Genomic DNA, 23,421 nt, shown 5'->3' with positions numbered 1-23,421 from the left:
CCTCAGGCCACATGCGCGTAGCGCGCGGCGCCATGGCTGCCCAGCGCGACGTAGGCGGTGCCTTCCGGCAGGTCGACGTCGCGGCTGTTGAAGTTGTTCCAGAAGTCGTAGATCACCCCCGGCCGGTCCATCCGCCCCGCCAGATCGGGCAGCGGCATGGAGGTGAAGACCGGGTGGTTGTTCAGGATGACGGCGAGGTTGGCGCCCTTCACGGCCTCGGCCATGTTGGCCGCCGGCTCCAGCCCGAAGCTGCGGATGTCGTCGGGGCGCACCACCGCGTCGAAGCCGCGCAGCCGGGCGGTGGGGAAGCGCTGGCGCAACTCCTCCAGCATCGGCTTGGCCATGGTGCCGCGCAGGTCGTCGGTCGCCGGGCGGCCCTTGAAGGCGAGGCCCATCAGGCTGATGGTCGGTTCGGCCGGGAAGCCTTGCATGGACTTCGCCAACTGCCCGAGGAAATCGGCGACCTCGACGGGCTGCGCCTCGTTGACGCGGCGGCCGGCGGCGGTGATCGCCATCTCGACCCCGGCCTCGCGCGCCGCCTCGATCAGGATGTGGGGGTCCTTCTCCAGGCAGGGACCGCCGACCGGGCCGGGCAGCGGCAGGTTGGTGCGCGGGTAGCCCAGCTTGCCGGCGCGCGACACCTCGACCGCCGAGATCTCCATGGCGTTGCACAGCTTGGCGATCTCGTTGGAGAAGGCGAAGGTCACGTCGCGGTAGGTGTTGTCCACCAGCTTGATCAGCTCCGCCGTCTCCAGCGTCGAGACCTTGACCGTCGTCGGCGTCAGGAAGCCGAAGATCTGCGCGGCGCGGGTCGCCACGTCCAGGCTCTCCGCCCCGATGATCTGCGGCAGCTGGTTCAGCTCGATCAGCGCCTGCCCCTCCAGCGTGCGCTCGGGGCAGAAGGCGATGTCGAACTGCTTGCCGGTGGCGCGCAGGATCGGCGCCACGACGTTGCGGGTGGTCCCCAGCTTCACGGTGGAGCGCAGGATCACGAGGTCGCCGTCGTGCAGGCAGGCGGCGACCTGCCGGGTCGCGGCCTCGATCATGTCGGTGCGGACCCGGCCGTCCTTGGCCAGCGGCGTGCCGACCGTGATGATGAAGACGCTGGCCTTCCCGCAATCGGCGTGGGTCTGGCTGAAGGTGAAGCGGCCGCGCGCCACGACGTGGCGCAGCTTCTCGGTCAGGCCGGGTTCGTGGAAATGCGGGTCGCCCTGGCCCAGCTTGTCGAGCACGTCGCGGCGCACCTCGACCCCGTGCACCTGGAACCCGGCGTCCGCCATCGCCACGGCGAGCGTCAGCCCGACATAGCCGAGTCCGAGGACGCAGACGTTGCGGTCGGAGAAAGTCTTGGGAAGCATCGTGGCTCCTGCCGTTGCTGGAGGGCCCGCCATTGCGGGAAACCGAATTCGGGGAAGAAAAGGCGTGGCTTGTCGAAATCGTTTGGGGCCGGCGCTCCGCCATTCGGTCGAAGCCATCCCTCATCGAACATTGCGCCGAGCAAAGTGTTCCAGAAATCGTAGTGACCTGAAAAGCCTATGATTGCTGCACTGCGGGGGTTTATTGGGGTTACTCCCCGCAACGCACGAATGAATGCTTGGGATGACGAAGCGTTACGATCGAACGGGGAGTTCCGGGTCAAACGGTGACTCCCGTCAGGCGGCGTAATCGCGTTGGTCGCACCAGCCCGGTCAGCAGCGTCGCCGCCGCGAACACGCCGACCACCGCGACGCTTCCGCTCAGGAAATCGGCGATGGCCGGGGCCTTGTTCAGCAGCGGCGCCGCGACCCTGTGCAGGATCAGCCCCGCGGCGACGGCCAGCCCGCCGCACAGCACGGCCTTCGCGGCGAGCCCGCCGTACAGCTCGCCCACCACCCGCCGGTGGAGCCAGGCGATGGCCAGCGTGGCGGCCAGCTCGGCGGTCAACGTCGCCATGGCGGCGCCCTGGATGCCGTAGCGGGGAATCCACCAGACGTTCAGCAGCGCGTTCAGCACGCCGCCCGACAGCATGGCGATCATGTAGCCGGTCTGCCGGTGCCAGACGAGCAGCGGGTTGCCGAGGATCATGTTCGCGTAGACGACGGCCGAGGCCACCATCAGGATGCGCAGTGGCAGCGCCGCCGGGTCGTAGGCGTCGCCGAACAGCGTCGCCAGGATCGCCGGTGCCAGCGCCACCCCGCCCGCCACCACCAGCGCGCCGACGGTCAGCATCACGGTGGCGTAGGCGCGCATCCGCTCGCGCATCTGGTCGAGGTCGCCGTAGGCGGCGGCGAGCTGCGGCAGGAAGGCGTTCATCACGATGTTGCCGGCGAGGTTGGCCAGCGTCTGGATCTTGACCGCCGCGCTGTACCAGCCGACCTCCGTGTGCGGCGCCATGAAGCCCAGCATTACGACGTCGAGATGGGTGAAGATCGCCCAGGCGAAGACGCCGACCGCCATCGGGGCGGCGGCGGTCAGGATCTCGCGCCAGATTTTCAAGTCGATGCGCGGGCGCAAGGATCCGAAGTCGCGGCGGAAGCGGCCGATCATGACCAGCGCGTTGACGGTGATCGACCCGCCGGTGATGGCGGCGGCGAGGATCGCGTCCTCGGGCCCGCGCACCAGCAGGAAGACCAGCAGCATGGAGCCGATGGAGGTGCCGATCTCGCGCGTCGCGATGACGCCCATCCGCTCGGTCGCCTGATAGACGAAGTCGAGCACCAGCGCGTTGCCGAGCAGCTGGACCGCCTGCATCAGCAGCACCGCCTTGACCGCCATCGGCTTGTCGAGCGCCAGCACGAAGGCGGCGTAGAGCGCGCCGACGATCACCGCCAGCACGGTGCGCAGCGTCAGCACATGCTCGGACAGCGGCCCGGCCTGCTCGCGGTCGCGCGCGATCTCGCGGATCGCGTAGGTGGAGAGGCCGAGGTTCACGAACAGCGCCGCGTAGGCCATCAGCGAGGTGCCGAAACCCAGCACCCCAAAGCTGTCCGGTCCCAGCACGCGGGCGGTCCAGGCGGCGGTGACGAGTCCGCTCGCCATCGTCGCGGCCTTGGCGGCGGCCAACGCCCGGATGTTCTGGAAAATGCGGCGTCCAGCGGTCATGCGAGGGCTTTCGGGTGGTGAAGCCAAGGCCCTCTCCCGCCCCGGGAGAGGGAGGGGACCCGCGAAGCGGAGAGGGTGAGGGGCTAACGGGCGTGGTACGAATCCGTGCCCCGATAGCCCCTCACCCTTCCCATGCTGGCGCATGGGCCCCTTCCCTCTCCCGGGGCGGGAGAGGGAAAGTCAGTTCGCGTAGTAGCGGCGGTAGCCGTGGTAGCGCCCGCTGTCGGGGAACTCGTACTGGGCGTGGCGGCGGGTATCGACCTGGCTGAACAGCACGCCGACCACCTCGCCTCCCGCCTCGACCAGCTCCTTCAGCCCGGCCATCGCGGTTCCCCGCTTGGTCTGGCCCCACCGGACGATGAACACCGTCTGGTCGGCGAGCGCCGCCAGCAGCTTGCCTTCCGACACCGCCAGCACCGGCGGCGAGTCGAGCACCACGCGGTCGTACTCCCGCGACAGCCGCGCCAACAACTGATGCATACGCGACGAGCCCAGCATGTCCTGCGGCAGGGTGGTGCCGTGACCCCCGGCAATAAAGGCCAACCCCGTCCGGGGATCCGTCTGGATGACCTCGTCGGGGGTGCAGGTGCCGGCCAGCACCTCCGACAGGCCGCGCGCGTTGGTCAGGCCCAGCATGTCGTGCAGGCTTTTGCGCCGCAGATCGCAGTCGATCAGGATGGTGCGCTGGCCGGCGTTGGCACAGGTGCGGGCGAAGGCGGCAGCCACCGAACTTTTGCCCTCGCCGGGCACCGAGGAGCTGAACAGAATCACCCGCTGGTGCCCGTCCGGGTTGGCGAGCAGCAGCGAGGTGCGCAGGTTCTGCATCGATTCGGCGAAGGCCGACACCGGCTTGTCCACCGCGTAGGAGGCCGGCGAGCCGCCGAAGCGCGGGATGCGCGGGACGATGCCGAGGCTGCGGATGCCGGTCGCCGTCTCGAACTGGTGCGGGCTGCGGAAGCCGCCGTCCGACCGCTCGCGCAGCATCGCCAGCAGCACGCCCAGCGTGCCCGACGCGATCAGCGCCAGCAGCACGATGATCTTGCGGTTGGGCTGCGAGGGGTCGAGCGGGATGCCCGCCTGCGACACCACCCGCGCGTCGGGCTGCTGGATGTTCCCCTGCGAGGCGATCTCCTGCGAGCGGGTCAGCAGCGCCTCGTACATCGCCTGGGCGGTGCTGGCGTCGCGTTCCAGCGTGCGCAGGCCGACGGTGGACTGCTGCTGCTCGTTCTGCTTGGCCTCCAGCTGGTCGAGGCTGCTCTTCAGCCCGGCCTCGCGGCTCTTGGCCAGTTCCACCTCGTTGCCGAGGTTTGCGACGACCTTGGCGACGTCGGCCTTCATCTGGCTCTGGAGGTCGCGCAGCTCGCTGTTCAGCGATTGCAGGGCCGGGTGGCGGGAGCCGTAGCGGTTGGCCGCGTCGGCGATGCGCCGTTGCAGCTCGACCTCCTGCTGGCGCAGTGCCTGGATCAGCGGCGACCCCAGCACCTCGCCGACCGCCGACACGCCGCGTGGAGAGGCGGCCAGCGCCGTCACCTCGCGCAGGCGCGCCTCGGCCTCCTGCCGCTTGGTGCGGGCCAGCATGTAATCGGTGTTGAGCGCGCCCAACTGCTGCGACACCACGGTGTTCTCGCCGCTCGACGCGGTCAGACCGCTCTGCGCGCGGTACTTCTCGACCGCGTCGCCGGTGGTCTGGGCCTCGCGCCGCAGCTCGCCGATGCGCTCCTCCAGCCAGGCGGTGGCGCGCTTGGACGCCTTGAACTTCTCGTCGAGCTGGTCGACGAGGTACAGCTCCGCCATGGTGTTGGCGACCAGCGAGGCCTTGCGCGGGTCCTCGCTGTCGAAGCTGACGGCAATCACGTAGGAGCGCCCCTGCGGCCGCACCGCGACGTTGTCCAGCACGGCGTTGACCACGGCGGTGGTCTGGTTGCGGGCGGTCTCCTCCGGCGACAGCGGCAGGTCGCTGCGGGTGCCGCGCAGGGACTCCATCCACGAGGCGGGAATCCAGTTGCGCGGGTTGAGCGCGGCCCAGAAGCCGGTCGGCTCCGGGCGCAGGGTGGCGTTGAACTCGGGGTCGTTCATCAGGCCCAGGCGGGCGACGACCTTTTCGGCGAAGGCCGGCGATTTCAGGATCGCCACCTCGCTTTGCAGGGCGCTGATGTCGGGGGTCATCTCGGACATCACCTCCTGGAAGTTCAGGACGGTGTTCTTGCGATGCTCCACCATGATGAGCGTCTCGGCGGTGTAGAGCGGGGTCATCCGCATCGCCACCAGCCCGGCCAGCCCGGTGCCCAGCACGACCACCGTCCCGATCAGCAGCTTGTGCCGCCGGAACAGGCCGGTGGTGCGCCGCACCGCGCTGGCGGCGCTGGCGGACAGGTCGTAGGAGACGGGACCGACGCTGCGCCGCCCGCCCTTGTGAGGTGGCTGTTCCTGGATTTCCTGGGTCGCCAACGGGATCCTCCTCGCGTATCGGCCAACGGGCGCGGCAACGGATGGGACGAGGCGGGGCCATAGCATCGGCCATTCGCCCGACGCCCTGCGGACAGGGTCGGCGGTTCGTCCGGTTGCCTGAAACGCAGTGTTAGGCCAGCCGTTGCATAGGCCGCTCAGTGCATGAGGTGAGCAACGAGCGCGGCTAGGGTAGCCTTCCTGCCCCGGTCGGGTGCGGACTGGCCGTTTCGTCTGTCCATGGCGCGAAGGGGTATGTCCGGACGGACAGGGGCGTTACCCGCTCGAAAGTAGGGAGGGGCGGGGCGGACAGAATCATGGCCGGGACAAGGCCCGGCCATGAGATGGAATGATCGTCGGATCGAGGCGCGATGCCGCGATCAGTCCGCGCGGTAGCGCTGGTGGCAGGCCTTGCAGGCGTCGGCGAGCGCCGCGAAGGCTTGGCCGGTGGCGGCCTTGTCGCCGGTCGCGGCGGCGTCGGCCAGCGCCTTGCCGGCGGTCTCCGCGCCCTTGGCCTTGATGGTGAAGTCGGAGAAGTTGGCCCAGATGACTTCCTTGGCGCCGGTCTTGCCCTTGTCGGAGCCGGGCGGGAACAGGCCGGGGATCTTGGCGGCGAAAGCCTCGATGCGCTGGCCGACCGGGACGATGGCGGCGAGCTGGTCCTTGCCCAGCGCGTCCTTGATCTCGCCCATCGCCTTCTTGTAGTCGCTGAAGCCGTCCTGGCGGGCCTTGATGACGTCCTGCTGCGCCAAGGCGACGCCGCCGGTCAGAACGAGCGCGGCGGTCGCCGCGATCACGATGCGGGAAAGCATGTCGGTTCCTGAACCCCTCTTTTGGTGAAGCCCCCGGCGGGGACGTTACACATGGGGCCGCGCTCTCTGTCAACAAACCCCGGTTTGGCGAAACGAATCCGCCTTTTTTTATTTTCACGGGAAACGAACAGGTGACTGGTGCCTGGAAATTGTTCCGCCACCGCTCCGCGCCGGCACCGGAGGTGGCGGGACCGGGCGTGGCCGTGGCGCTCCACCCTGCGGAAAGCGGCCCTCTCGGTCTTGCAACGCCGATGGAGCGGAAGTAAGGTCCCGCGTCTCGCGCGCAACCCTGCGCGCCGGGCGTCCATCCGTCACGCCACCACTGCCCTGAGGGGGCCCATCGCCATGTCGATCATCGCGTCCCGCCTGTCCCGCATCAAGCCGTCGCCGACCATCGCCGTGACCAACAAAGCCCGCGAGCTGAAAGCGGCCGGTCGCGACGTCATCGGCCTGGGTGCCGGCGAGCCGGACTTCGACACCCCCGACAACATCAAGGCCGCCGCGATCAAGGCGATCGAGAGCGGCGACACCAAATACACCGCCGTCGACGGCACGCCCGCGCTGAAGAAGGCGATCTGCGCCAAGTTCGAGCGCGAGAACGGCCTGACCTACACGCCCGACCAGATCACGGTCGGCGTCGGCGGCAAGCAGGTGCTGTACAACGCCCTGATGGCGACGTTGAACCCCGGCGACGAGGTCATCATCCCGGCCCCCTACTGGGTCAGCTACCCGGACATGGTCGAATTGGCGGAAGGCACCCCGGTGTCGGTCTCCTGCCCGGCCGAGCAGGGCTTCAAGCTGCAGCCTGCCGACCTGGAGAAGGCGATCACGCCGAAGACCAAGTGGCTGATCCTGAACTCGCCGTCGAACCCGTCGGGCGCCGCCTACACGCGCGCCGAGATGAAGGCGCTGACCGACGTGCTGGTGAAGCACCCGCATGTCTGGGTCATGACCGACGATATGTACGAGCACCTGCTGTACGACGGCCTGGAGTTCGTCACCCCGGCCCAGGTCGAGCCGTCGCTGTACGACCGCACGCTGACGGTGAACGGTGTGTCGAAGTCCTACGCGATGACCGGCTGGCGCATCGGCTACGCCGGTGGTCCGAAGGATCTGATCAAGGCCATCGGCGTGATCCAGAGCCAGTCGACCTCCAACCCGACCTCCATCGCCCAGGCCGCCGCCGTCGAGGCGCTGAACGGTCCGCAGGACTTCATCAAGGAGCGCGCGGAGGTCTTCCGTGGCCGCCGCGATCTGGTCGTGTCGATGCTGAACCAGGCCAAGGGCCTGAGCTGCCCGAAGCCGGAAGGCGCCTTCTACGTGTACCCGTCCTGCGCGGGCACGATCGGCAAGACGACTCCGGACGGCAAGGTGATCGGGAGCGACGAGGATTTCGTCACCTACCTGCTGGAGTCGGAAGGCGTCGCGGTCGTCCAGGGTTCGGCCTTCGGCCTCGCCCCGCATTTCCGCATCTCCTACGCGACCTCGACGGAAGCCCTGGAAGAAGCCTGCAAGCGCATCCAGCGCGCCTGCGGCAACCTGCGGGACTGACCGTCCGGCGGTTTCGCTGACGGGAAAAGAGAAGGGCCGGCGTGCTGAGCGCCGGCCCTTTTTCCGTTTGCGCTCATCGCGTGAGGATGCGGCCTTACTTGCCGATCAGCACGTCCGACGCCTTGACGATGGCGGTGACGCTGTCGCCGACGGCCAGACCCAGTTCATCGACGGTCTCCGAGGTGACGGTCGAGGTGATGATGGTGCCGCCGCCCACGTCGATCTTCACCTTGGACGACACCGGCCCTTTCTCCACGGCGGTGACGGTACCCTTCAGCTGGTTGCGGGCGCTGAGCTTCATGATTGTTTTTCCTCTGGAAATCGGGATGCGTTGAGCCGCGGGAAGGCGGCCGGAGTAGAATAACCATAATTTCTTTATGTATAAACGGGAATAGCGCCCAGCGCCGTCCTTGCCCGTGTCGCGGGCAAGGACGGGGGCGGATTTTCACTGCGCGGCCAGGACCTCGCGGCGGATCTCGACGGCGCGGTCGGCGGCCTTGCCGGCGACCTCCTGCAAGCGCTCGAACTCCCAGGTGTAGGTGCCGACTCCCAGCGACAGCGACCGCAGCTCCACGATCAGGTCCTGCATCTCGGCCTGGGGCAGCAGGGCCTTCACCTCGTCCCAGCCGGCCCAGCCAGGGCGCGCGTCGAAGCCCAGCAACTGGCCGCGCCGCCCTGTGACCAGACGCTGGACCTTCGGCGTGAACTCAGCCGGCACCGCGACGGTCACCGTCAGGATCGGCTCCAGCAGCACCGGCTCGCAGGCGGGCAGGGCGTCGGCCATCGCCTGACGGGCCACCGTCTTGAACGCCATGTCGGAGCTGTCCACCGCGTGGAACTGCCCGCCGGTCAGCGTCACCGCGAAATCCACCACCGGGAAGCCCAGCGGCCCGCGCGCCGCCGCCTCGCGGATGCCGGCCTCGACCGCCGGGATGTACTGGCGCGGGATCGCGCCGCCGACCACCGCGTCCTCGAAGCGGATGCCCTCGCCGCGCGGCAGCGGGCGGATCTCCACCTGGATGTCGGCGAACTGGCCGTGGCCGCCGGTCTGGCGCTTGTGGCGGGCGTGGTGGGTGGTGGCGCGGCGGATGGTCTCCTGGTAGGGCACCTGCGGCGCCCTCCCCTTGACCGCGACGTTGAACTTGCTGCGCAGCCGGTCCATGGCGATGCGCAGATGGATGTCGCCCTGGCCCCACAGCACCAGCTCGCCGGTGTCGGGCGCGGCGTCGAGCGTCAGGGCCGGATCCTCCTCCATCAGCTTCTGCATGGCGGCGGAGAGCTTCACCTCGTCGTTGCGGTTCTCGGCGTGCAGCGCCAGCCCATGGACCGGAGCGGGACGCTCCGGCCAGCCGGCGGGGCGGCCGAGGTTGGCCTTCTCGGTCAAGCGGTCGCCGGTCGCCGCCCGGTCGAGCCGGCCCAGCGCCACCAGATCGCCGGCCGAGGCCTGGGGCAGCTTGGTCTGCTCGTGCCCGAACAGGCGGAAGATGCCGGACACCCGCTCGCCGCCCAGCGCCATGCCGTCGGTCACGGTGCCGCGCCACACCCGCGCGAGGCTCAGCTTGCCGGCGTGGGATCCGGTCTGCGTCTTGATCACCTGCACCGCGACCGCCGCATCCGGTGGGATGTCGGCACGGGCGGCGGTCACCGTCACCTCCGGCCCCTCGTGGCGCAGGGCCTTCAGCAGCCGGCGCACCCCGTTGTCGTTCTCCGCCGAGCCGAAGAGGACCGGGACGATCAGGTCGTCGGCCAACTCCCGCACCATGGTGTCGTAGACCTCGCCGCTGTCGGGGGCGACGTCCTCCAGCAGCGTCTCCAGCAGCCCGTCGTCGAAATCGGCCACCGATTCCAGCAGCGCCTGCCGCGCCTCGGCTTCGTGGTCGCGCAAGGACTCGGGCAGGGCCACGAGGTTGGCGGGCTTGTGCGGGTTGAAGCGGTAGGCGCGCTCGCTGACCAGATCGACCAGCCCGGTGACCACGCCCTTCTCGCGGATCGGCACCGCGCGCAGCACCAGCTTCCGGGCCGAGACCGCCTGATAGGCGGTGACCACATCGCGCACCCGCTGCTCGCCCAGCGTGTCGATCTTGTTGATGAACAGGAGGTGCGGGATGCGGTGGTCGTCGAGCATCTTGAACAGCGGGGCCAGCAGCACCGCCTTCTCCGGCGCCGCCTCCGCCACCACGACGGCGAGGTCGGCGGCCATCAGCGCGTTCCAGCTCTCGCAGGCCAACTCCACCGAGCCGGGGCAGTCGAGGATCGACCAGCGTTCGCCCAGATACTCGAAGGAGGCGGCGTTGACCTCCGTGCTCATCTTGCGGGCCTTGGCCTCGGGCGCGGTGTCGCCGACGGCGTTGCCGTCGCGCACGCTTCCCTTGCGGGCGATGGTGCCCGTGGCGGACAGCAGGCTTTCCAGCAGCGTCGTCTTGCCGGAGAGATAGGGGCCGACCAGCGCAGCGCAGCGTGCGGTCCGGATTTGGCTGTGGGGCATGCAACACCTCCCGTTTTGCGTTTCTGCCCCCGCGCGCCGCCGGATCGGGCCGTTCTGGACGGAAATCCGCAGGCGGTGGCCGCGCGGCGGCCCGTTTCGTCGTGTCGTCGACGCGAATGATCGGGCGGGCTCTGGCGGCGGCGGGGGAAGGGCCGGAAAGCGGCCGTTCCGGGGCCGGAGGAAGGCCCGCATGCCCTTGATGCTCCTCCCGAACCGATTTCGTGTCGATGGGAAAAAAGGCGGCAGGATGCCGCGCGGTGGGGGATGACGCATCGCAGGGTTGCGACGTTCGGTCGCTGCGCGCCGGCTTGACCGGGGCTGCCGGTGTCTTCCAGCGCAAACGTCTTGATTCCGTGGATTTTTCGTCAAATGCGCCGGACGGGTACGTGTTGTCGGAGTGCAATGCAGCGTGACGGTTCCGAAATGCGCGCGACAAAATCCTGAAACCTTCTGGTAGTAAAGATTGTCGGAATTAATCTTTCCCGCTGCGGCGCGAGACGGAAATCAACAAGAGCGGGCGTCGGACCGATTCGGGATCGCGCCGCGAAATTTGGGGAAAAGCACTGATGCGTCGATGGATCCGTTTGCTGCTGGCCGGCCTTTTCACCGTTGGGATCGCCGGAGCCGTCTTGGCCCAGACCGCAAAGCCGACCCAGGAAGAGGCCAAGGCGATCACCCTCAAGGCCGCCGAGCTGATCGCCGCCAAGGGGTTGGACGAGGCCGCCACCAGCTTCAACGCCGAGGGCGAGTACAAGCGCGGCGAACTCTACGTCAACGTCGTCGATTTCGCCGGGGTGTGGAAGGTCTACCCGCCGCGTCCGGCCGGGGTCGGGCAGAGCGTCATCAACGTGAAGGACCCGGACGGCCGCTTCGTGGTTCAGGACGTGCTGGCCGTCGCCAAGGGCGCGGGCGAGGGCTGGGTCGAGTACCGCTGGCTGAACCCGGCGACCAACAAGATCGAACCGAAGGTCACCTACGTGAAGCGGGTTCCCGGTCAGGATCTCGTCGCCTACGTCGGCATCTACAAGTAACGGCCCATCCGGCCGGCAACATGGGGGTGGTGATGAGCGGTGGTGTCTTCGCGCGCCTGACCGGCGCGTCGGTGGCGGCGCGTGTGTTCGTGGCGCCCCTGATGGGGATCGTGCTGACCGTGGCGGCGCTGGCGCTGGCCGACCGCCAGTCGGAGCGGGCGGTGACGGCGGTGGACGGGATCCACCGCTCCGCCGCCGAGCGGCGCGAGCGGATCGACCGGCTGGTCGCCGTCGCCTCGGCGATCCACAGCGACGTGTCGCGCCATCTGGCGCTGTCGGGATCGGGCATCGAGGACGCCAAGCTCCAGGCGATGCGCGACTCGATTGCCGCCAATCTGGCGGTCGGGCGCGGGCTGATCGGCGACCTGCGGGCGATGCCGCTGACCGACGCCGAGCGCGGCATGCTCGACGACGTGACCGCGCGGGTCGACGCCTACGCCAAGGCGGTGGACGAGATGAACCAGATGGCCGCCATCGACCGGTTGATCGGCATCCCGATGATGGCCCACACCGACGAGCGGTTCAAAGCGCTGACCGACCGCATCGCCGCCGTCCAGCAGGCCATCGCCGGCTCGACCGCCGAGGCGACCCAGGCGACCCGCGACGCGGCGGCCGATGCCAGGCTGCGCTTCGCGGCGGTGATGGCGCTGCTGCTGCTGGGCATGATGGCGGGCGGGCTGGTGTTGGCGCGTTCGATCACGCGGCCGTTGCAGCGGTTGACGCGGACCACCACCGACCTCGCCGCCGGGCAACTGCACGGCGCGGTCGAGGGCGGCTGGATGCGGAACGAGATCGGCGCCATGGCCCGCGCCCTGGAGGTCTTCCAGACCAACGCCCGCGAGGTCGAGCGCCTGACCGCCGACCAAGCCCGCCAGAAGGCCGAGGCCGAGGCGGAGAAGCGCCGCGCCATCCACGAACTGGCCGACCTGTTCGAGGCCCGCGTGTCCGAGGTGGTGCAACGGGTCGGGGCCGGCGCCCATCAGGTGCGCGGCAACGCCGCCGGCATGCTGGAGCGCGCCGACAGCGCCACCCGGCAGGCCGCCACCGTCGCCGCCGCCAGCCAGCAGGCCGGCATGAGCGTGCAGACCGCCGCCGCCGCGACGGATCAGATGTCGTCCTCCATCGCGGAGATCGGCGCCCAGGTCCGCCGTTCCTTCGAGATGGTGCGGGACGCCGTGCGGGCGGTGGAAGAGACCAACGGCCACGTCGTCGGCCTGTCCGACGCGGCCGGACGGATCGGCGAGATCGTCGGGCTGATCAACTCCATCGCGGCCCAGACCAACCTGCTGGCGCTCAACGCCACCATCGAGGCGGCGCGGGCGGGGGAGGCCGGCAAGGGCTTCGCCGTGGTGGCGTCGGAGGTGAAGAACCTCGCCACCCAGACCGCCAAGGCCACCGAGGACATCGGCGCCCAGATCGCCGCCATGCAGCAGGTGACCGGGTCGGCGGTGACGGCGATCAAGGGGGTGGGCGAGACGGTGGTGACCATCGACGAGATCGTCGGCTCCATCGCCGGCTCGATGGCGCAGCAGGCTTCCGCCACCCAGGACATCGCCCGCAACGTGCAGGAGGCCGCCGCCGGGACGGCCGAGGTCTCGCACACCATCGCCGACGTTTCGGCCAGCGCCGGGGAAACCGGGGCCGCCGCCGGCGCGGTGCTGCGCGCCGCCGAGTTGCTGGACGGTCAGGCCGCCGTCCTGAGCCAGGAGGTGAAGAGCTTCATCGGGCGCCTGCGTCAAGGCTGATCCGCGTGCGAACATCCGTCGCAGACGCTTGAAACCGGCCGAGCCTACGCCCAAGCTCTTGTCCCGGGACAACAGGCCCGGGACGATCATCCCGGAGCGACAAGAAGGATCTCAACCCATGAAGATCGACATCGGGATTTCTGACGCCGACCGCAAGGCGATCACCGAAGGGCTGAACAAGGTTCTGGCCGACACCTTCGCGCTCTATCTGAAGACCCATTCGTTCCACTGGAACGTGACGGGTCCCATGTTCAACACCCTCCACACCATGTTCATGACGCAGTACACCGAGCTGTGGACCGCGCTGGACGAGATCGCGGAGCGCATCCGCGCGCTGGGCCACCCGGCGCCGGGCAGCTTCTCGCAGTTCGCCGAACTGGCCTCGATCAAGGAAGAGGCGGGCGTTCCCAAGGCGAACGACATGATCCGTCAATTGGTCGAGGGGCACGAGGCCGCCGCCCGCACCATCCGCGCCGTGTTCCCGGCCGCCGAGAAGGCCGCCGACGAGCCGACCGCCGATCTGCTGACCCAGCGCCTGCAGATCCACGAGAAGACCGCCTGGATGCTGCGCAGCCTGCTGGAATAGCCTGAAGCTTCGTCGGCTCCGCGCCGGCCGCCGGAGCCTCCACCGGGGACACCGTCCTTCGCCCGACCGGGCGCAGGGAAGGGTGCCCCTTGTGGTGTTTTCGGCGTTGCCGGACGGGTCGAGCCGGCCTTTCCTCTGGTCTCGTTTCCTCGACTCAGCGTTCCGCATCCCCGTTTCGCGCCACGGAGTTTTCATGCCGCCCCGCCGTCTCGTTCTCGCCGCCGGTCTGGCCGTCTTCGCCCTGTCCGCCTGCCAGAGCACGCCGCCGCGCCCGGCCCCCCGGCCCATCGACTTTTCCAATTTCGGCCCGATCGTGCTGAACGCCGGCAGCGTCGACGTGGTGAACGCTTACCGTCCGCTGGGCGGGACCCATGTCGAGGACCGTTCCGCCGTCCCGCCCGCCGAGGCGGTGCGGCGCTGGGCGTCGGAACGGCTCCAGGCGGCGGGCGGCTCCGGCCGCGTGCGCGTCACCATCAAAGACGCCAGCATCGTCGAGGTGCCGCTGCCCAAGACGCAGGGCGTGAAGGGCTATTTCACCACCGATCAGGCCCAGCGCTACGACGGCCGCATCGAGGTCGAGGTGACGGGCGACGTTCCCGACGCCGGGGTGGGCACCGCCGCGTTCCGGGGGATGACCAAGGCGACCGTCACCTATTCGACGACCGTGCCGGAAAACATCGCGCTGGGCGAGCGCGAGGCGACCTTCCTCGACATCACCCGCCGGATGGTGGAAGACCTGAACGCGCGGTTGGACGCGGGCATCCGCAAGGATCTGGCGCCGATGGTCCGGCGGTAGGAAAGGCGCTTTTCCCCATCCTGCCTCCCCCGCCGGGCGGAGGAGGGGAGCGCCCTTGAACCCCGACAAAGCTCCTGTCCCCCTTCCCCCGACCCGCGGGGGAAGGCCGGGATGGGGGCAAACGCCCCCGCTACTCCGCCGCTGCCACCGCTTCCCGCCGCTGCCGCCCCATCAGCCGGGTCAGCAGGACCAGCGCCGGCAGCGATCCCGCCATCGACAGCAGGAAGAAGCTGACCCAGTCCATCTTGTCGGCCAGCCAGCCCGACGACGCGCCGAACACATCGCCGCCCAGCTTGTAGAAGCTCGACAGGAGCGCGTATTGCGTCGCGGTGTAGGCGGCGTTGCACAGCCCCGACAGATAGGCGACGAAGGCCGCCGTGGCGACGCCGCCGCAGGCGTTGTCGACCGCCACCGTGACCGCCAGCATCGTCAAATCGTGCCCGGTCCAGGCCAGCGCGACGTAGCCGAGGTTGGACACCATCTGCAACACCCCGCCGATCATCAGGCCACGCAGCACCCCGACCCGCCCGACCAGCAGCCCGCCGAGCAGGCCCCCGGCGATCGTCGCCCACAGTCCGAACAGCTTGGTGACCGTCGCGATCTCGCTCTTGGTGAAGCCGAGATCGACGTAGAAGGGCGCCGACATCACACCGGCCAGCACCTCGCCCAGCTTGTAGGTGGCGATGAAGCCCAGGATCAGGATCCAGCCCCGACGGCCCATGAACTGCGCGAAGGGCGCCACCACCGCGCCGTAAAGCCAGGACAGCAGCCTTGCCATGCGGCCGGACAGATGGGGGCGGGCGGCCAGCCAGTCGGCGACGCGCCGCTCGTGCGCGGCGGAGTCCGCCGATTCGACCGTCTTGGGCTCGCGGTTCAGCAGGATCGTCACCATGCCGACCAGCACCAGCGCCGCCATGGCCTCGTAAGCGGCGCGCCAGCCGTAAAAATCCGCGATGTAGAGCGCCCCCGCCCCCGCCGCCAGCATGCCGAAGCGGTAGCCCAGCACCAGCACCGCCGCGCCAGCCGCCTGCCGGCTCTCGTCCAGCACCTCGACGCGGAAGGCATCGACGACGATGTCCTGGCTGGCCGAGCAGAAGGCGACGATCACGGCGAGCAGGGCGGTCCACCACAGCTCGATCCCCGGATCGGTGCCGCCCAGGCCCAGCAGCGCCGCCGCCAGCGCCGCTTGCGCCGTCAGCGCCCAGCCACGCCGCCGCCCGAACACGCGCGTCATCACCGGCAACCGCATCCGGTCGATCAGCGGCGCCCACAGGAATTTCAGCGCGTAGGGCATGGTGACCAGCGCGAACAGACCAATGCCGGTCTTGCTGACGCCTTCCTCGCGCAGCCAGACGTTCAGCGTCGCCCCCGTCAGCGCCAGCGGCAACCCTTCGGAGAAGCCAAGGAACAGGATCGCCAGCACCCGTCGGTCGAAATAGACCGACGCCGCCTCACGCCAGGACGACAGCCAAGAGGATGGTTTCATTGGCGATGGCCTTCCGGATGCCCTGCATACCGGCGTGTATAGGACGGGCGGCCGCACCGTGCCAGTGGGCTTTTTTTGGCTGCCGACACGCGAAGCATTGCCAGGACGCCCCCCGAAACTGTGGAAAAGTTGCTGCGAATCGGGCTATAGAGGGGGTCCGTTGGGACGGGCCATGGTTCGATGGCCCAATCGCCATTCTATTCATTCGGCAAGGAAGAGCAGGGGCGTCATGGTCGAGCGTTGGACACCCGCCAGTTGGAGAGCGAAACCGGCCAAGCAGTTGCCGACCTACCCCGACCCCGCGAAGGTCGAGGCGGTCGAGCAGCGACTCTCCGCCTATCCGCCGCTGGTCTTCGCCGGCGAGGCCCGCCGGCTGAAGGCCAAGCTGGCCGACGCCGCCGCCGGCAACGCCTTCCTGTTGCAGGGCGGCGACTGCGCCGAGAGCTTCGCCGAGTTCCACCCCAACAACATCCGCGACACCTTCCGCGTGCTGTTGCAGATGGCGGTCGTGCTGACCTTCGGCGCCGGCATCCCGGTGGTCAAGGTCGGCCGCATGGCCGGGCAGTTCGCCAAGCCGCGCTCGGCCGACATGGAGGAGATCGACGGCGTCGAGCTGCCCTCCTACCGGGGTGACATCGTCAACGGCTTCGACTTCACGCCCGACGCCCGCGTTCCCGATCCCGAACGCATGATGCAGGCCTACACCCAGGCGGCGTCCACGCTGAACCTGCTGCGCGCCTTCGCCCAGGGCGGCTACGCCGATCTGCACAAGGTCCACCAGTGGACGCTGGGCTTCGTCGAGCGCTCCCCGGCCGGCGAGCATTTCCAGGAACTCGCCAACCGCCTGGACGAGACGCTGGCCTTCATGGCCGCCTGCGGCATCACGGCGGAGACGACTCCGCAGATCCGCGAGACCGACTTCTTCACCAGCCACGAGGCTCTGCTGCTGCCCTTCGAGCAGGCGCTGACCCGCGTCGACAGCACCAGCGGTGACTGGTACGACGTGTCGGCCCACATGCTGTGGATCGGCGACCGCACCCGCCAGCTCGACGGCGCGCATGTCGAGTTCCTGCGCGGGGTGAAGAATCCGATCGGCCTGAAATGCGGCCCGACCACCGACCCGGACGAGCTGATCCGCCTGATCGACATCCTGAATCCGACCAACGAGGCCGGACGCCTGACCCTGATCGTCCGCATGGGCGCGGAGAAGGTGGCGGACAGGTTCCCGCCGCTGCTGCGCAAGGTCCAGCGCGAGGGCCGCACGGTGGTGTGGTCCTGCGACCCGATGCACGGCAACACGATCAAGTCGACCACCGGCTACAAAACCCGTCCGGTGGAGAAGGTGCTGGCCGAGGCGCGCGGCTTCTTCGACGTGCACCAGGCCGAGGGCACGCATGCCGGTGGCGTCCATTTCGAGCTGACCGGCCAGGACGTGACGGAGTGCACCGGCGGCGCCCAAGCGATCACCGACCACAAGCTGGCGCAGCGCTACCACACCGCCTGCGACCCGCGCCTGAACGCCAGCCAGTCGCTGGAGCTGGCGTTCCTGCTGGCCGGCGAGCTGAAGCGCGCCCGCAACACCCGTGACGGTCAGCGCCGCGCGAGCGCCGCGGCGGAATGAGACCGGGGTCGGGCAGGGTGCACCCAAGGCGCTGAGCTGCCCTTCTCCCCAGGTGATTTTGAGGTCTTTGAGGAAAGACAGGATGAAAATCCTGTCTTTCCTTGTTTTGGCCCGACCCTGCGGCTTGAGGACCGCTTGGCGCAAGTCGCCGACGGGGGCGAGGCGACCTGCGTGTCGGGCCGCATCCTGTTCCATCGCGGATGCCGCGCTTCTTCAGCCACCGCCCGGCGCGCTGGTCCAGGACGCCGCTTTCCAAAGCCCGGACCGGACGGTCCGCCAAACCTCAGCGGACCGCACCCCTGAACCCGCTTGGAAACCCCTTACTTCTTCAGCGCCGCGACGCCCGGCAGTTCCTTGCCTTCCAGCCATTCCAGGAAGGCGCCGCCGGCGGCCGACACGTAGGTGAACTTCTCCTCGGCCCCGGCGTGGGCCAGCGCCGCGACCGTGTCGCCGCCGCCGGCCACCGACAGCAGACCGCCCGCCTCGGTGCGCGCGGCGACGAGCCCGGCCACGGCGTTGGTGCCGGCGTCGAAGGGCGCGATCTCGAAGGCGCCGAGCGGACCGTTCCACACGATGGTCTTGGCGCCCTGGAGCTTCAGCCCCAGGAACTCCACCGTCGCCGGGCCAACGTCCAGCGCCATCTCATCCGACCCGATGGCGTCGAAGGCGACCACGCGGTTCTCGGCGCCGGCCTTGAACTCCTTGGCAACCACGAAGTCCTTGGGCAGCAGGATCTCGCAGTTGCTTTCCTTGGCCGTCGCCATGATGGCGCGGGCTTGGTCGGCCATCTCCTTCTCGCACAGCGAGGCGCCGACATCGACGCCCTGCGCGAACAGGAAGGTGTTGGCCATGCCGCCGCCCAGCGCCAGCAGATCCACCTTGCGGACCATGTTGCCGAGCAGTTCCAGCTTGGTCGAGATCTTGGCCCCGCCGACGACGGCGGCCACCGGGCGCTCCGGCTTCTCCAGCGCCAGCGTCAGCGCCTTCAACTCGGCTTCCATCAGGCGGCCGGCGGCGCTGGGCAGCAGGCGGGCGACGCCCTCGGTCGAGGCGTGGGCGCGGTGCGCGGCGGAGAAGGCGTCGTTCACGTAGACATCGCCCAGTTCGGCGATCCGTTTCGCGAAGGCCGGGTCGTTCTTTTCCTCTTCCGCGTGGAAGCGGGTGTTCTCCAGCAGGACGATGGCGCCCTCGTGCACCTTGGCGATGGCGTCCTTGGCGGGCTGGCCGACGCAATCCTCGGCGAAGGCGACCGTCTGGCCAACGGCGGCGCTCAGCGCGTCCAGCACGTTGCGCAGCGAGTTCTTGGCGTCCGGACCGTTCTTCGGGCGGCCGAAATGCGACAGCACGACGACCTTGGCGCCCTTCTGCGACAGTTCCTTCAGGGTCGGGGCCAGACGGTCGATGCGGGTGGTGTCCGACACCTTGCCGTCCTGCATCGGCACGTTCAGGTCGGCGCGCACCAGCACCGTCTTCCCGCTCACCTCAAGGTCGTCGATCGTGTTGAAATCGGTCATCGTCGCGCTTCCCCAATGTTTGACAAGCCAATGTTCGGCAAGGGTGTGGAGGTTTTGCGCGCACCCAAGCACAGCGGGTGACGCTTTGCAACGCCGCCAACGGATGGCGCCGAAGGGCGAATCGTCCCGGTGCGGCGCCTCGGGCTTTCACAACCGCCGGGATTGTATTTTTACCGTAACTTGACCCTAACAAGAGCCTGTGCAAACACCCATCTGGTAGGCCGACATGGCCGTGGAACGGGGTTCGAGGCGCAAGCGATGGCTGAAGCGGACAACAACCGCGAGACGGAACTGAAGCTGGCCGCGCGGCCCGAGGATTTGGAAGCCCTGCGCGCCGCTCCCGCCATCGCGTCACGGGCCACCGGCCCGGCGGCGACGCGGACCCTGGAAAGCACCTATTACGACACGGAGGACCGGCGCCTGTCCGGCCGCCGCGTCACCTTGCGGGTGCGCCGGACCGGCGACGGCTTCGTCCAGACCGTGAAGTCGGCGCCGGACGGCGACGGTCTCGGCCGGGACGAGTGGGAATGCGCGGTGACCGGCGCCGAGCCCGACCTGACGCTGATCACCGACGAAGAGGCTCTGGACCTTCTCGGCCCGCTCGGCGAGGCGGAACTGCGCCCGGTCTTCACCTCGGTCATCGAGCGCACGACGGTGGACGTCACGCTGGGCGAGGGCGACGAGTCCTCTTGGATCGAAATCGCCTTCGACCGGGGCGAGGTGCGGCTGCCCGACGGCTCCGCCACCCCGGTGTCGGAGGTCGAACTCGAATTGAAGAGCGGATCGCCGGCCGCGCTCTACGATCTGGCGCTGGAGTTGGCGAAGGCCGCGCCCTTGCGGCTGGAGACGCGGACCAAGGCGGCGCGCGGCTATGCGCTGGCGGCCGGGGAGGCCGACAAGGCGGCGAAGGCCGACAAGCTGATGCTCGACACCGACACCACGGTCGAGGGCGCCGTCGCCCGCATCGTGCGCGCCTGCGTCGCCCATCTCGCGGCCAACGAGGCGGTGACCCTGCACGGCGACGACCCGGAGGGCGTCCACCAGATGCGGGTGGCGCTGCGCCGCCTGCGCTCGGCCATCGCGCTGTTCCGGCCCTTCGTGCCGGCGCCGCAATACCTCTGGCTGGTGGGCGAGATCAAATGGCTGGCCGGCAGTCTCGGCCCGGCGCGCGATTGGGACGTCTTCGCGACGGAACTGCTGGCCCCGGTGCGCGACGCCTTCCACCGCGCCGACGGGCACGGCCGATCGGCGGTCGAGGACATCGACGCGCTGGCCGCCGCCGCCGAGGCGCGCCGCCTGCGCGCCTACGAAACGGTGCGCGCCGCCGTCGGGTCGGACCGCTACACCGCCTTCCTGCTGGGCCTGGGCGCCTGGGTTGAGAAGCGCGGCTGGCGCGACCAGCCCGTCAGCGAGGAGTCGATCCGACTGTTCGGCCCGGTCACCGGTCTGGCCGACCATTTGCTGAACAAGCGCCATAAGAAGGCCAAACGGGCCGGGCACGGCTTCGCGCATCTGCCGGTGGCGCAGCGGCACCAGCTCCGCATCGCGCTCAAGAAGCTGCGCTACGCCGCCGAGTTCTTCCGCAGCCTCTACGACGACAAGCCGGTGCGCCGTTACCTGAACGAGCTGTCGGCCTTCCAAGACGCGCTCGGCCATCTGAACGACGTGGCGACGGCGACCCGCCTGCTGCACGAGCTGCACGAGGACGGCAGCCGCTCGGCCCCCGGCGAGCCGCGCGCCGCCGGCATCGTCATCGGTTGGCACGCGCGGGGCGTGTCCGACACCGAGGCGGATCTCGTCGCCCTGTGGCATGATTTCCTCGACGCCAAGCGCTTCTGGTCGAAGCCGGACGCCGAGGAGTAAGCTCCCGGCCATGCTCACGATCCTCGTCGCCAACATCAAGGGCGGCTGCGGCAAGACGACCGTCGCCACCCACCTCGCCGCCGCGTCCGCCGCCGCCGGCCTTCCCACCGCTCTGGCCGACGTGGACCGCCAGCGCTCCTCGCTCGGCTGGCTGGAACGGCGGCCGGAGAAGGCGCCGGCCCTGGTCGGGTTGGACTGGGCGAAGGACGTCAGCGACGCGCCGCGCGGCACCAAGCGTCTGGTGATCGACGCGCCCGCCGCCTTGAAGACCAAGCAGATCGAGGATCTGGTGAAGATGGCGGACGTGATCGTCCTGCCGGTGCTTCCCGGCGCCTTCGACGAGCAGGCGACCCAGCGCTTCCTCGGCAAGCTGGAAGAGTTGAAGTCCATCGCCAAGCACAGGAAGTCGGTGGCGGTGGTCGGCAACCGCATGCGCGCCCGCACCAAGGCCGCCGACCGGCTGGACCAGTTTCTCGGCGGCATCGGGCACAAGGTGGTGACGCGGCTGCGCGACAGCCAGATCTACGCCGATTCGGCGGCCTCCGGCCTCAGCCTGTTCGACATGCCCGGCAAGCGCGCCGCCGAGCATCGCGGCGACTGGGGGCCGCTGCTGGCCTACATCGACGCGGTCTGATCGGGACGCCAGCGCTCCCGGTCGGCGAGCCCCGCACGCTCTGGCGGGGCCGTTCTTCATCATGCACCGCTCCATGGTTCCGAAGACCCGTGCCATCGGGCCGGCGCGGTTCCGAGTCCTGCCCGCAGCTCACCGTTTCGACCAAGGCCGAACGCTTGCTCACAAACATAAAGATATCTTTATGCTTGCGGACCCTGTTTTGCGCTGCTACACCCGTGCCCAGCATCATCCCACCCCGTTAGGAGAGCCTGCATGGCCGCCGCCGACTTCACCGACTACAAGGTCAAGGACATCAGCCTCGCCCAGTGGGGCCGCAAGGAAATCAACATCGCCGAGACGGAGATGCCCGGCCTGATGGCTCTGCGCGCGGAGTTCGGCGCGTCCAAGCCGCTGGCCGGCGCCCGCATCGTCGGCTGCCTGCACATGACCATCCAGACCGCCGTGCTGATCGAGACGCTGACCGCGCTCGGCGCCACCGTGCGCTGGTCGTCCTGCAACATCTTCTCGACCCAGGACCAGGCCGCCGCCGCCATCGCCGCAGCCGGCATTCCGGTCTTCGCCTGGAAGGGCGAGACCGAGGAGGAGTTCTGGGAGTGCATCGAGGCCACGCTGCGCGGCCCCGACGGCTGGACCCCGAACATGATCCTGGACGACGGCGGCGACGTCACCCAGATCATGCACGACAAGTATCCGGCGATGCTGGACGAGGTCCGTGGCCTGTCGGAAGAGACGACGACCGGCGTGCACCGCCTGTACGAGATGATGAAGAAGGGCACGCTGAAGGTTCCGGCCATCAACGTGAACGACAGCGTCACCAAGTCGAAGTTCGACAACCTGTACGGCTGCCGTGAGTCGCTGGTCGACGGCATCAAGCGCGCCACCGACGTGATGATGGCCGGCAAGGTCGCCGTCGTCGCCGGTTACGGCGACGTGGGCAAGGGCTCGGCCGCCTCGCTGCGCAGCCAAGGCGCCCGCGTCATGGTGACGGAGATCGACCCGATCAACGCGCTCCAGGCCGCGATGGAAGGCTATCAGGTCGTCACGATGGACGAGGCCGCCTCGCTCGGCGACATCTTCGTCACCGCGACCGGCAATGTGGACGTCATCACGCTGGACCACATGCGCCAGATGAAGGACCGCGCCATCGTCTGCAACATCGGCCACTTCGACAGCGAGATCCAGATCGACTCCCTGCGCAACTACGTGTGGGAAGAGGTCAAGCCGCAGGTCGACGAGGTCGTGTTCCCCGACGGCAAGCGCCTGATCGTCCTGGCCCAGGGCCGTCTGGTCAACCTCGGCTGCGCCACCGGCCACCCGAGCTTCGTGATGAGCGCCAGCTTCACCAACCAGGTGCTGGCCCAGATCGAGCTGTGGACCAACGCCGCCGCCTACGAGCGCAAGGTCTACGTGCTGCCCAAGCACCTGGACGAGAAGGTCGCACGCCTGCATCTGGACAAGATCGGCGCCAAGCTGACCACCCTGACCGACAAGCAGGCCGAATACATCAGCGTCCCGGCCGCCGGCCCGTACAAGCCGGACCACTACCGCTACTAAGCGGTCGGGGGTTCCTGGATAAGGAAAAGGGCCGTCCGGTTGGGCGGCCCTTTTTCTTTGGGTAATGATTGAGTGGAATCGGGTGGGTGCGGCCATGTTTGCCCCCTCCCTAACCCTCCCCCGCTGCGCGGGAGAGGGGACTGCCGCCGAACGCTGGCAAGCGTCCAGCCCCCTCTCCCGCGGAAGGCGGGGGAGGGATGGGGAGGGGGCGGCGTGG

The 23,421-nt window shown here is 68.9% G+C and carries 17 protein-coding genes; 9 read left to right on the top strand and 8 right to left on the bottom strand.

The annotated features are described in order from the left end of the window. Window positions 1-2: 2 nt before the first annotated feature. The 4 genes from EJ913_RS01510 to EJ913_RS01495 form a co-directional block, all read right to left on the bottom strand. A complete protein-coding gene (locus EJ913_RS01510) occupies window positions 3-1,358 on the bottom strand; it encodes a nucleotide sugar dehydrogenase (RefSeq protein WP_126994142.1) in 1,356 nt (451 codons plus the stop codon). A 277-nt stretch (window positions 1,359-1,635) separates the two neighbouring features. Then, window positions 1,636-3,081, bottom strand: a complete 1,446-nt coding sequence (locus EJ913_RS01505) for a flippase (RefSeq protein WP_126994140.1) — start codon at window positions 3,079-3,081, stop codon at window positions 1,636-1,638. 180 nt (window positions 3,082-3,261) lie between these two features. Beyond that, complete coding sequence (locus tag EJ913_RS01500; protein ID WP_126994138.1) at window positions 3,262-5,529, bottom strand: GumC family protein; 2,268 nt, start codon at window positions 5,527-5,529, stop codon at window positions 3,262-3,264. A 377-nt stretch (window positions 5,530-5,906) separates the two neighbouring features. Continuing rightward, window positions 5,907-6,338: a c-type cytochrome gene (locus EJ913_RS01495; protein WP_126994136.1), complete on the bottom strand. Its 432-nt coding sequence runs from the start codon at window positions 6,336-6,338 to the stop codon at window positions 5,907-5,909. A gap of 345 nt (window positions 6,339-6,683) precedes the next feature. On the opposite strand from EJ913_RS01495, the gene EJ913_RS01490 reads away from it, so the two are divergent. Then, window positions 6,684-7,889 (top strand): aspartate transaminase, encoded by a 1,206-nt coding sequence (locus EJ913_RS01490; protein ID WP_126994134.1) that lies wholly within the window; start codon window positions 6,684-6,686, stop codon window positions 7,887-7,889. Between the two features lie 94 nt (window positions 7,890-7,983). On the opposite strand, the gene EJ913_RS01485 is transcribed toward EJ913_RS01490, so the two are convergent. Continuing rightward, the gene (locus EJ913_RS01485; protein WP_126994132.1) at window positions 7,984-8,190 is read right to left on the bottom strand and encodes a TOBE domain-containing protein; all 207 of its coding nucleotides are present in this window, start codon (window positions 8,188-8,190) and stop codon (window positions 7,984-7,986) included. Window positions 8,191-8,334: 144 nt separating this feature from the next. Continuing rightward, window positions 8,335-10,374, bottom strand: coding sequence for an elongation factor G (locus EJ913_RS01480; protein WP_126994130.1), 2,040 nt, complete (start codon window positions 10,372-10,374; stop codon window positions 8,335-8,337). A 566-nt stretch (window positions 10,375-10,940) separates the two neighbouring features. Here EJ913_RS01480 and EJ913_RS01475 point away from each other — a divergent pair. From EJ913_RS01475 to EJ913_RS01460, 4 genes are all read left to right on the top strand, one after another. After that, entirely contained in the window at window positions 10,941-11,405 is a 465-nt protein-coding gene (locus EJ913_RS01475) for a cache domain-containing protein (RefSeq protein WP_126994128.1), read from the top strand. A gap of 32 nt (window positions 11,406-11,437) precedes the next feature. After that, window positions 11,438-13,150 carry a methyl-accepting chemotaxis protein gene (locus tag EJ913_RS01470; RefSeq protein ID WP_126994126.1) on the top strand — a complete coding sequence of 571 codons (1,713 nt, stop codon included), beginning with the start codon at window positions 11,438-11,440 and terminating at the stop codon, window positions 13,148-13,150. Between the two features lie 118 nt (window positions 13,151-13,268). Continuing rightward, entirely contained in the window at window positions 13,269-13,736 is a 468-nt protein-coding gene (locus tag EJ913_RS01465) for a Dps family protein (protein WP_126994124.1), read from the top strand. A gap of 193 nt (window positions 13,737-13,929) precedes the next feature. Next, window positions 13,930-14,532: a hypothetical protein gene (locus EJ913_RS01460; RefSeq protein WP_126994122.1), complete on the top strand. Its 603-nt coding sequence runs from the start codon at window positions 13,930-13,932 to the stop codon at window positions 14,530-14,532. A 130-nt stretch (window positions 14,533-14,662) separates the two neighbouring features. On the opposite strand, the gene EJ913_RS01455 is transcribed toward EJ913_RS01460, so the two are convergent. After that, window positions 14,663-16,018, bottom strand: a complete 1,356-nt coding sequence (locus EJ913_RS01455) for an AmpG family muropeptide MFS transporter (RefSeq protein ID WP_126994120.1) — start codon at window positions 16,016-16,018, stop codon at window positions 14,663-14,665. A 229-nt stretch (window positions 16,019-16,247) separates the two neighbouring features. On the opposite strand from EJ913_RS01455, the gene EJ913_RS01450 reads away from it, so the two are divergent. Next, window positions 16,248-17,639, top strand: a complete 1,392-nt coding sequence (locus EJ913_RS01450; RefSeq protein WP_126994118.1) for a class II 3-deoxy-7-phosphoheptulonate synthase — start codon at window positions 16,248-16,250, stop codon at window positions 17,637-17,639. Between the two features lie 320 nt (window positions 17,640-17,959). Here the strand turns inward: EJ913_RS01450 and EJ913_RS01445 are convergent, their stop codons facing one another. Beyond that, window positions 17,960-19,153: a phosphoglycerate kinase gene (locus tag EJ913_RS01445; RefSeq protein WP_126994116.1), complete on the bottom strand. Its 1,194-nt coding sequence runs from the start codon at window positions 19,151-19,153 to the stop codon at window positions 17,960-17,962. A 258-nt stretch (window positions 19,154-19,411) separates the two neighbouring features. Between EJ913_RS01445 and EJ913_RS01440 the strand changes: the two genes are divergently transcribed. From EJ913_RS01440 to ahcY, 3 genes are all read left to right on the top strand, one after another. Next, a complete protein-coding gene (locus EJ913_RS01440) occupies window positions 19,412-21,016 on the top strand; it encodes a CYTH and CHAD domain-containing protein (RefSeq protein ID WP_126994114.1) in 1,605 nt (534 codons plus the stop codon). A 10-nt stretch (window positions 21,017-21,026) separates the two neighbouring features. Then, window positions 21,027-21,650: a nucleotide-binding protein gene (locus EJ913_RS01435; protein WP_126994112.1), complete on the top strand. Its 624-nt coding sequence runs from the start codon at window positions 21,027-21,029 to the stop codon at window positions 21,648-21,650. A 252-nt stretch (window positions 21,651-21,902) separates the two neighbouring features. Beyond that, window positions 21,903-23,204: an adenosylhomocysteinase gene (gene ahcY, locus EJ913_RS01430; protein WP_126994110.1), complete on the top strand. Its 1,302-nt coding sequence runs from the start codon at window positions 21,903-21,905 to the stop codon at window positions 23,202-23,204. Window positions 23,205-23,421 lie beyond the last annotated feature (217 nt).

The sequence above is a fragment of the Azospirillum doebereinerae genome (assembly GCF_003989665.1).
Classification (GTDB): domain Bacteria; phylum Pseudomonadota; class Alphaproteobacteria; order Azospirillales; family Azospirillaceae; genus Azospirillum; species Azospirillum doebereinerae.
Note: the sequence above shows the minus strand (reverse complement) of the source record. Positions and strands in the feature narration are given on the sequence as shown.